This is a genomic window from Lacisediminihabitans sp. (assembly GCF_036569425.1).
Taxonomy (GTDB): domain Bacteria; phylum Actinomycetota; class Actinomycetes; order Actinomycetales; family Microbacteriaceae; genus Lacisediminihabitans.
The window spans coordinates 1-9387 of the sequence record NZ_DATCQQ010000037.1; the positions used below are offsets into that span (position 1 = coordinate 1).

11 protein-coding genes and 1 tRNA gene are annotated in these 9387 nt (G+C 66.1%); 2 read left to right on the forward strand and 10 right to left on the reverse strand.

What is annotated here, in order from left to right:
* Position 1: 1 nt before the first annotated feature.
* From VIM54_RS07305 to VIM54_RS07325, 5 genes are all read right to left on the reverse strand, one after another.
* Positions 2-334, reverse strand: coding sequence for a hypothetical protein (locus VIM54_RS07305; protein ID WP_331900153.1), 333 nt, complete (start codon positions 332-334; stop codon positions 2-4).
* Positions 335-949 (reverse strand): class I SAM-dependent methyltransferase, encoded by a 615-nt coding sequence (locus VIM54_RS07310; RefSeq protein ID WP_331900155.1) that lies wholly within the window; start codon positions 947-949, stop codon positions 335-337.
* A gap of 1402 nt (positions 950-2351) precedes the next feature.
* A tRNA-Ile gene (locus VIM54_RS07315) sits at positions 2352-2425 on the reverse strand.
* A gap of 15 nt (positions 2426-2440) precedes the next feature.
* Positions 2441-3691, reverse strand: a complete 1251-nt coding sequence (locus VIM54_RS07320; RefSeq protein ID WP_331900157.1) for a glycosyltransferase — start codon at positions 3689-3691, stop codon at positions 2441-2443.
* Positions 3692-3720: 29 nt separating this feature from the next.
* Positions 3721-4662 carry a DMT family transporter gene (locus VIM54_RS07325; RefSeq protein ID WP_331900159.1) on the reverse strand — a complete coding sequence of 314 codons (942 nt, stop codon included), beginning with the start codon at positions 4660-4662 and terminating at the stop codon, positions 3721-3723.
* Between the two features lie 40 nt (positions 4663-4702).
* On the opposite strand from VIM54_RS07325, the gene def reads away from it, so the two are divergent.
* Complete coding sequence (gene def, locus VIM54_RS07330; RefSeq protein ID WP_331900160.1) at positions 4703-5269, forward strand: peptide deformylase; 567 nt, start codon at positions 4703-4705, stop codon at positions 5267-5269.
* On the opposite strand, the gene VIM54_RS07335 is transcribed toward def, so the two are convergent.
* The 5 genes from VIM54_RS07335 to VIM54_RS07355 all read right to left on the reverse strand — a co-directional run bounded on the left by VIM54_RS07335 (position 5266) and on the right by VIM54_RS07355 (position 8840).
* Positions 5266-5457: a hypothetical protein gene (locus VIM54_RS07335; RefSeq protein ID WP_331900162.1), complete on the reverse strand. Its 192-nt coding sequence runs from the start codon at positions 5455-5457 to the stop codon at positions 5266-5268. The genes def and VIM54_RS07335 overlap by 4 nt on opposite strands.
* Before the next feature lie 6 nt (positions 5458-5463).
* On the reverse strand, positions 5464-6375 hold the full coding sequence (locus tag VIM54_RS07340; RefSeq protein WP_331900164.1) for a sensor histidine kinase: 912 nt from the start codon (positions 6373-6375) through the stop codon (positions 5464-5466).
* A 97-nt stretch (positions 6376-6472) separates the two neighbouring features.
* Entirely contained in the window at positions 6473-6754 is a 282-nt protein-coding gene (locus VIM54_RS07345) for a hypothetical protein (protein ID WP_331900165.1), read from the reverse strand.
* 179 nt (positions 6755-6933) lie between these two features.
* Positions 6934-7599, reverse strand: coding sequence for a response regulator transcription factor (locus VIM54_RS07350; protein WP_331900166.1), 666 nt, complete (start codon positions 7597-7599; stop codon positions 6934-6936).
* Complete coding sequence (locus VIM54_RS07355) at positions 7596-8840, reverse strand: sensor histidine kinase (protein WP_331900168.1); 1245 nt, start codon at positions 8838-8840, stop codon at positions 7596-7598. Before VIM54_RS07355 ends, VIM54_RS07350 begins: the two co-directional genes overlap by 4 nt.
* Positions 8841-9131: 291 nt before the next feature.
* Here VIM54_RS07355 and VIM54_RS07360 point away from each other — a divergent pair, with 291 nt between their 5' ends.
* Positions 9132-9299 carry a hypothetical protein gene (locus VIM54_RS07360; protein WP_331900170.1) on the forward strand — a complete coding sequence of 56 codons (168 nt, stop codon included), beginning with the start codon at positions 9132-9134 and terminating at the stop codon, positions 9297-9299.
* The last annotated feature ends 88 nt before the right edge of the window (positions 9300-9387 follow it).

Below are 9387 nucleotides of genomic sequence, written 5' to 3' on the forward strand. Positions count from 1 at the left end.
TTCAGGCGCCCCGGGGGGCGAGTACGAATATGTTGCCCGTGATCAGCTGGACGGCAACCAACGCCAGTGTCACCGCCAGGCGGGGCCACAGAGTTCGGCTCCAGTTCGCGACCAGAATTGGGATCGATCCGATGAGCGCGGTGACGATGTAGTTATAAACCGACGATGAGTCGAACGCGGCGATCTCAGCTTTACTGAGCCGGTAGTAGCCTCCGTAGTTCCATAGCCCAGCTTCGAACCACCACCACGCTGCGCAGACCAGGATGCCGAGCGGGAGCGCCCACAGGAGATGTCTGCTGTTCGGAGGGGACCGGTAAAGCTTCTGCAGTTTCATCTAGTGCGCGAGGTGTCTCGCGGTGAGAGTAATCCACCGCTCCGTCGAGGTTGGTTGGGTGGATTCGGTGATCTGGAGTGGGGTCCAGCCAGTGGCCAGGACGACGCGACGTAGGTCCTCTTCCTGCCAGTAGGTGAAGCGCCGGGGCGCATCGAGCTTCTTCGTGGACCAGTCTTCGCCAGTCCCCTTTTTGAAGGATGCGGCTAGCACGCCGCCGACGCGGGTCGCTCGGAGCGCGACCTCCAGCACCCGAGGCAACTGTAGACGCGAGACATGCAGGAGCACGGCATTCGCAAAGACAGCGTCATAGGGGCCTCCGAAATCATCGGCGTGCACGTCCAGGATGCGCGCTTCGAGCCCCGCGAGTTGGAATTGCTCGACGAACGAGACGGCTCCGTCAGTGCGGTGCACGACCAGGCCGGCAGCTTCCAAGGCCGCGGCGTCGCGCCCTGGCCCGCTCCCAAGCTCGAACACAGTCGAACCAGTGGATGTCAGCGCGATCAGGTCGTCGACGAGCGACGACCTCGCCATCGAGGTCAGCTCGATGTACTGCGCGGCATAGCGCTGGTAGGCAGCTAACGTAGCGGCGCTCGAATTCTCGTCCGACATCTCCATCCGCCAATACTCCCGTGGAAGCGCGCGACATCCAACTGGTCTATGCACGAGGAGGATCGCCAGCTGCTCCGATGATGCGGGATTCAAGGCGTGCCCCGACCGACGGTACTTAGCATCCGTTTGATCACCAATTTGTCCCTCCAATGCATCAGGTTCTACGGCGAGGGCTGCACGAGGGAAATAACTACGGCCGTGCTGCAAGCCGAGTACATCTAGCGCTCAGTCCGACCAAAGAGGGTCTCTAGGGCATCCTCTGGCTCAGTCGGTTTCGCCGTAGCCTGCCTCGTGCGGTGTATTAGTGGCGAGTGGGCGATCAGACTGATGCCGCCGGCTGCCACCACGATCAGTAAGCTGCCGAAGAACACTGAACCGATCACCGCGACGGGTATCCACACAATCCACCCGAAGGCGATACCAAACGCACCGTTGTCCACAATGTTGACTTTAGCTCTCTTCGACCTGGCGGGGCATGGCGAATCACGTTGAGCATGCGGAGTGAGTCCTTTCTGCCAAGGACGGAGGTTTCGTTCGACTTCTCTTAGTTCGGGAGTACGGCGGGTTCAAGTGTGTTCACGACATACGTCCCTCCCCGATTGGGTCAGTCCCGCAAGCCGGACCTCCTACGGACACTCCCCGGCGTTCACTGACCTTGATGTGGTGGTCGAGCTTGAGATTCCCGTAAGCCCTGTCCGTTGAGATTTCGCGCTCGGGTGCCTCTAACGCAACAGCAGCGTGACCCGGTCGGCTGGCGTATCGCCGAGGGGCTCGGGGCGTCCCACCCCTCCTTATCTCGAGCTCGCTCCCGATCCGCGCCCAGTGGCTGATTCGCCGCGCTGCACTTCGATTCGCGACCGACAATCGCGTTCGCGTCGTCGAAGATGTGGCCATTCGCACGGATCATGCGTCTCGCGCTTCTGGGCAGCTGCGGTCCAAAAGCGGGGGTTGATAACTTTATCAGCGAGGCTGCCCCGTTGATAAAGCTATCAAATCACGGACACTGCCCGAGGTGGAGAAGTTCCGCGTTAGTGGAATCGACCGCCTTCCCAGAAGATCAAGCGCTTCGGTGTAGCGCGGGTGTCCATAGTCTTACTTGTCACACAGGACGCCGCCGACAAGATCGCACTTCCGCCCCCGGGTGTCGATGTGATTGCTGCGGCCCAAATCTGGACTACATGGCGCCGTTGAACGGTCGTTAGCCAAACGGGACCGAAATGCCCACCACGGCCACTACCTGGGGCACCAGGAGCGCGCGCGGTTCACTTCCTGCGATAAGGGGCTGGAGCGTAGCTGACTTGCCAGAAACCCTGACTTAGACCGGAGTCTAGAGCGGAGTCGAGCAGGAACTCGTCCAAGTTTATCGGCTACGTTCCAACATAACCCCTGATCAAAAGAACTATTTCAGTGGGGCGGACGGGACTTGAACCCGTGACCGACGGATTATGAGTCCGCTGCTCTAACCAGCTGAGCTACCGCCCCGCGAGCTCGAAGAGGCTACGGAACCTGCTCGTCGAGCGACGCATCGGTCACCGGATCGGTGACCGTTTCACCACGATACAGGCTCTCGAAGATGCTCAGAGTGCGCTGGATGTCGTGCGCCGCGATGTAGTTGAGGCTCGCCTTCTTCATCGCCGTGAGTTCGTCATCCGGCAGCGTCAGCACGTCGGTGAGTTTGGCGGCGAGGTCGGCGGAGTCGCCCGGGGTGAAGAGGTGGCCGTTCTGGCCATCGTGCACGAGGTGCGGCAGCGCCATGGCATCGGCGGCCACGATGGGAAGCGCGGAGGCCATGGCCTCCATCGTGGCGATGCTCTGCAGTTCCGCGATCGACGGCATCGCGAAGACGGTGGCGCGAGTGAGCGCGGCTCGCAGTTCCTCGTCGGTGACGTAGCCGGTGAAGTTCACCCGATCCGCGATGCCGAGATCCCAGGCCATCTGCTTGAGCTGGTTCATCTGGTCGCCGCCGCCCACGATCTCGAGCTTCACGTCGAGGGCAGGGTCGATGGCCGCGACGGCGCGCAGCAGAACGTCGATGTGCTTCTCGCCAGACACCCGGCCCACGAACACGATGGTGTTGCCCGTGCGCTTCTCGAAGCTCGGCGTGTAGAGCGCCGCGTCGATGCCGCAGGAGATGGCATGCACCCCGGTGAGGTTGGTCTCCGCCTCGAGGAAGTCGGCGGCCTTGCGGCTCGGTGACGTGACGGCCTCGCACAACCCGAAGGTGGATGCGGCGTCCGCCCAGGCGGCGCGGATGACCGGCTTGCGCAGGAAGTGCGGAAGCTTGGTGTGGTCGATCATGTTCTCGGGCATGAAGTGGTTGGTGCCGACCACTCGGATGCCGCGCTTCACGGCCTGGCGGGCGAGCCCGCGCCCCACCACGATGTGCGACTGGATATGCACGACATCCGGCTTCACCTCGTCGAGAATGCGGGCGGCGTGCGCCTGGCTGCGCCACGGCAGCACGAACCGCAGCCAGTCGTGCGGGTACCAGCGCCACGAGTAGACCCGGTACACGGTGAGCCGGGCGCCGTCGTGCTCTTCGACGAAGGTGCCGTGCTTGCGGCTGGCCGCCGGTGCCTCCACGAAGACGTCGTGGCCGCGGTCGACGAGTCCGGCCGCCAGGCGGGAGGCGAAATTCGCCGCACCGTTGACGTCGGGCGGGAAGGTGTCTGCGCCGATCAGTACGCGAAGAGGAGCCTTCGCGTCCGAGAACGTGTCACGCGGGGAATAGGACAAATCTGTGAGCATCCCTTGCATTAGTAGCCGGCAGCATCAGCTTAGTGCTGCGTCTGCGGATGGTGTTTGGAAAGCTGGAAGACGCCGTAAACAGCAAGGATACCAGCGACGATGAAGGCGACGATTGCGTACCAGGGTGCGCCGGACGCCTCCTGCAGCACGACGATGCCGATCGACACGGCGACGAGGGGGTCGATCACCGTGAGCCCGGCGATCACCAGGTCGGGCGGCCCCGACGAATATGCGCTCTGCACGAAGTAGCCTCCCATCGCGGCCGCCGCGATCAGCGCGATGACGCACGTAAGGGTGAGCCACTCGAACCCGTGGGTGTCCGACGCACCGATGAAGAGCGTGTGGATGCGGTCGATGACGACCTTCGCGAGGGTCGCGACGAACCCGTAGAGCACGCCGGCACCCACGATGTAGATGATCGCCTCGAAGCGCTTGCGCAGCAGCGCGAAGACGATCGCGAACGCCACGGTGATCACGACGAGCAGCACGAGCACGATCACCAGTTCCGTCTGGGAGATCTCCTTGGACTGGCCCGTGATCGTGGCGATAGTCACGAACAGGCCGACGCCGACGATGCAGAAGGCGAGGGAACGGATGGCCCGCCTGGTGAGCTTGACCCCCGAGACCCGGGCGTTCACCACGGCGGTGATGATGAGCGCGATCGCGCCGAGCGGCTGCACGACGATGATCGGCGCGAAGTAGAGGCTCGTGAGCTGGAACACCACGGCCAGGCCGAGAAGGAGCGTGCCGAACACCCAGGACGGGCGTCGAAGAAGTGCGAGCAGCTGCCCGAGCCTCAGCCCGCCGGATGACCGCGTGTCGCTCAGCGTTTCGACCGTGACCACACCGCGATGCTGGAGCTGGGCGCCGATCGCGAGGAAGACCGCGCCGACGAGGGCGATCGGGATTCCGATGGCCTTGGCCGGAGTGAGGCTGATCGTGTTGGCGAGGTCGGTCACGTCAGGCAGCACGGCACGACTTTACCCGTTGACCCTCCGATATTCTTGGCGAATGGCCGTTCTCCCGATTCTCATCACCGGCAGCCCCGTGCTGCACTCCCGCGCCGCCGACGTCACCGAATTCGACGACGACCTGCGGTCCCTCGTCGCCGATATGTTCGAGACGATGGAGGCGGCTCCCGGGGTCGGGCTCGCGGCTCCCCAGGTGGGCGTCTCCCGGCGCATCTTCGTGTTCAACTGGCTGGACGACGACGACGTGCTCTGGCGCGGAGTCGCCATCAACCCCGAGCTGTGGATCAGCCCCACCGCGATCGGCCCGGCGGATGAAGAGACCGAGTCGGAGGGCTGCCTCTCGGTGCCCGGCGAGCGGTTCCCGCTGCACCGTGCCGATCTGGCTATCCTGCGCGCCCTGGATCTCAACGGCGAGCCGTTCGAGATCAGTGCAGAGGGCTGGCTGGCGCGCATCTTCCAACACGAATACGACCACCTCGACGGCATCCTCTACGTGGACCGGCTCGCCCACAAGCACGCGCGGGCCGCGGAGAAGGCGATCAAGAAGAGCGGCTGGGGCGAGCCCGGCCTGGCCTGGACCCCTGGCATCGACGACCTGGAGGGCTAGAACAGGGCGCGAACGAGCGCGGCCACCACGGCCACGGCGATCACCACGACGATGAACGGCACGCGCAGGGCGAACAGCCCGGCGGCCACGACGAGCGCCCCGTAAGAGACACCGTACGCCGAGGCGGCGAGGCCGACCGCGAGCGCCTTGCGAATCGCGGCCGAGTCCTCCCGTGGCCGTTCGGGCACGGCCGCTCAGGCGTCCAGGTTCACGCCGTGAACACCGTTGTCGTAGCGCAGCGCGGGGAAGACGGCGGAGATGGAGAAGCCCACCCCGGGCACCGAATAGGCGTTGAGGATGCCGCCGAACAGCGCCGCGCGCTCCCTCATCTCGGTGATTCCCGGGCCGACGACGAGCTCGGTGAGCGAGTTGAGGTCGTCCTGGAAGGTGTATGTGCGGCTCTGCGCGAGCTTGTCCGGGTCGAGTCCCTGGCGTTTCGCCGCGGCGCGCACCCCGTCGTCGTCGACGAGCACCTGGAGGCCCTCGGCGGTCCAGGTGAAGGCGACCTTGACATCCGTGCCATCGCCGCCGTAGGTGAGGGCGTTCGACAGCGCCTCCTGCACGATGCGGAAAACGGCCAGCTCCGCGCCCTGGGAGAGATCGAATCGTTCGCCGTGCTCCACGAACGTGACGTTGAGGCCGGCCTCCCCCATCACCGCGAGGAGGTCGCGGATGGTCTTGAGCCGCGGCTGCGGGGTGGCAGCGGCCTCGCCGTCGCGCACCACGGTCATCACGCGCCTGAGGTCGGCGAGGGTGCCCCTAGCGGTCTCCGCGATCACGGCGGCGGAACGCGCGGCGACCCCCGGGTCGGACGCCGCAGCGTAGCGGGCGCCATCGGCCTGGCTGATGATTACCGACACGGAGTGCACGGCCACCTCGTGCAGTTCGCGCACGATGCGCAGGCGGGCCGACTGCTCCTGCAGCGACACCTCGAGTTCGAGCCGCTGCCGCTCGGCGGCGACCCGGTCGTAGTACTGCCCGCGACGCCCGCTCGCTGCACGCAACCAGAGCACGAGAAACAGCACGGTGAGAACGAAGAAGAGCACGAAGGCGCCCGAGAGGCCGATCGCCACGGCCTGCGCGTTCTGGTCTAGCCAGGCATTCACACGCTTCTCCTCTCGGCGGACGCCCGGTTCGGCGCCAGACACGAGAGTATCGCGAACCGGTGACCGATGTTCGGCCACCGGTTCGCGAGCGCCACCGCTACTTCGCAGGCGGCTGGGGATACGCGTTGGCGCGAATCACCTCGAGCCGGGCACGGTACTCCTTCTCATCGATGTCGCCCTGGGCGAATCGTTCGGCGAGGGTGGTCTCGGCGGAGCGCGCGGCGCCGCCGCCCCACGGGGTGTGGCCCGGCCCGTAGCGGCCGGGTCCGCCCCAGCCCGCTCGCCGCCAACGGCGGCCGGCGAGGCTGAAGATGAGCACGAACAGGCCGATCCAGAACAGCGGAATGAGCAGGAACAGGAAACCGAACCCGGCGCCCATAGGTCCAACCCAATGAGCTGCAGGCGCGGCCATGGCGAGTGTCGAAATCACGATGTTTCCATTCGGTCGGGGGGTTCCGGCGGAACCTCACGACCTCAGGATCGTCGCTTACCGGCCGGGGCGAATCTGCCGACGGGATGCTGCAGAGTACTGCCCAGGGAGCATTCTCGGCCGCCGGTCTACTCCAGGTAGCCCGCCCGCACGATGCCGGTCTCGTACGCGACGACCACGAGCTGCACGCGGTCTCGCGCGCCGAGTTTCGACATGATCCTCGAGACGTGCGTCTTGGCGGTGAGGGGGCTCAGGAAGAGCTTGCGCCCGATCTCATCGTTGGTGAGGCCGTGGCCCACGAGGGCGAGAACCTCCCGCTCCCGGTCGGTGAGCACGGCGAGCGCCGAGGTGTCCGGAGCCTCATTGAGAGTGCCGGCCACCCGTTCGAGCAGTCGTTTGGTGACGCTCGGCGACAGCAGCGCCTCTCCCCCGGCGACGACCCGCACCGCGCGGATCAGCTCCACCGGCTCGGTGTCCTTCACGAGGAAGCCGCTCGCACCGGCCCGGATGGCCTGGGCGACGTATTCGTCGAGTTCGAAGGTAGTCACGATCACGATGTGGGTGCTCGCGAGAGCCGGGTTGGCCACGATCTGCTCGGTGGCCCACAGCCCGTCGCCATCTGGCATGCGGATGTCCATGAGCACGACATCCGGCTTCTCCCTGGTCACCAGCGCGACGGCATCCCGCCCCGTTCCCGCCTCGCCGATCACTTCGAGGTCCGGCTCCGCCTCGAGCAGGGAGCGGAACCCGCCGCGGATCAGCTGCTGGTCGTCGGCGATCGCGACGCGGATCATTCGACCACGTCCGTCGTATGGGTGGGGATGCGCGCGGTCACGCGGAAGCCCCGGTATGGCAGCGGTCCGGCCTCGAGGGTGCCGCCGAGCAGCTCGGCCCGCTCGTGCATGCCGAGCAGCCCGCGCCCACCGGAGTCGTGTTTGGCCGCGGTCGCGCCGACGCCGTCGTCCGTGATGGAGAGGATGTAGGTGCGCGCCTCCTCCCGGAGGTGCACGGTGGCCTTCGTGGCTCTGGCGTGGCGAAGAACATTGGTGAGCGACTCCTGCGCGATGCGGTAGAGCGCGAACTGGGTCGCGGCCGACGGAACCGTGGCGAGGTGGTCGACCAGTTCGACCTCGATCCCCTCCCCGGAGACGGACGAGACGAGGCCGGGAAGACGGCTGAGGTCCGGCTCGGGCACGAGCGGAGCGCTCGGGTCCGCGCCGCCCTCTGCCCGGAGGATTCCGAGCACCGAACGCACCTCGTCGAGGGCGGTCTTGCTCGTCTCCTTGATGCTCGCGAGGGCCTCCTTGGCCTTCTCCGGTTGCTGGTCCATGAGGTGCAGGCCGACTCCGGCCTGCACGTTGATCTGGCTGAGCGAGTGCGCGAGCACGTCGTGAAGTTCCCGGGCGATGCGCACGCGTTCGGCCTGCACCTCGGACTGCTTGCGTTCGGCGAGCCGGCGGGAGAATTCGGCGAACCTCTCTCGCCTGGCGCGGATGCCATCACCGATGCCCATCACGATGAGGATGCCCAGCGTGATGGCGGCGATTCGCGGCGGCGACAGGCTCAGGCCGAACCAGATCGCGATCACGAGGGTGGCCACCCAGGCCACGGCCACGGATATCCAGGCCCACACCCTGGCTCCCCGCACGATCGCCGACACGATCGCAAACGCGAGCGCGATGTATGGCGGATGCAGGCTATCGCTGAACAGCAGCAGGTCGGCGGAGCCCGCGCCGGCGGTGATCGCCACGACCGGGCCGGGGAAACGCCTCGCCCCGATGAGGGCCAGCGGGCCGATCAGGGCGATCGCAAGCGCCACCAGCACCTGATTGCTGTCCGACCACTCGGCGGCGTGGAGCGGGCCGCCGCCGCGACCACGGACGAGCACGGCGGGCACCTGCACGACGAAGGCGACCACCACCGGAATCCACAGCTTCGCCCGCCGGGACATCCGCCAGTGCGGCAGGTGCTCGAAGGCCCTCTCATCCCATGGTTCACGCCAGTGCGCTTCTGCAGAACGAGCACGGTAGGGCATGGACCGATCGTAGTTGGGGGCGCGGCCCGCGGCATCCACCCGCCGGCGGCCAGTCGGGACTCCGCGGGGAGTACGGCCGCAAACGAACAAAGGTCGCAGGGGGTGGAGCCCCTTGCGACCTTCGAGCTCCCCGACTTGGACTCGAACCAAGAACCTGCCGGTTTCTCACTTGCTCCAGTCACGCAGATCGGGGGCCGGGTCGCTCGAGTCCAGGAGGATGCCCTCCTCGGCGGGGACGTCGATGCCGTCATCACCCCGATGCGGGCCCACGCGTGATGCTGGGGTGCTGCCATGGATGTCCGCGCATTGCTCACCGCGCTGCTCGCGCACACTGCTGACGGGCGCACGCTGAACGAGGAAGTGCTTCTGCACGTCGACGGCGAGGTACGCGCTCTCGAGACGAGCTACTCGAACGGGACCTTCATCTTGATCGCCGGCGAGCGCGTGAGCGGCCGGTGATGGCTCCCTCGGAGGGTTCCCCAGTCATCTACCTCGACACGCCGTTGACGGGCGTGGCAATCTATAAGCAAATTCCTCAGCTGTTGAC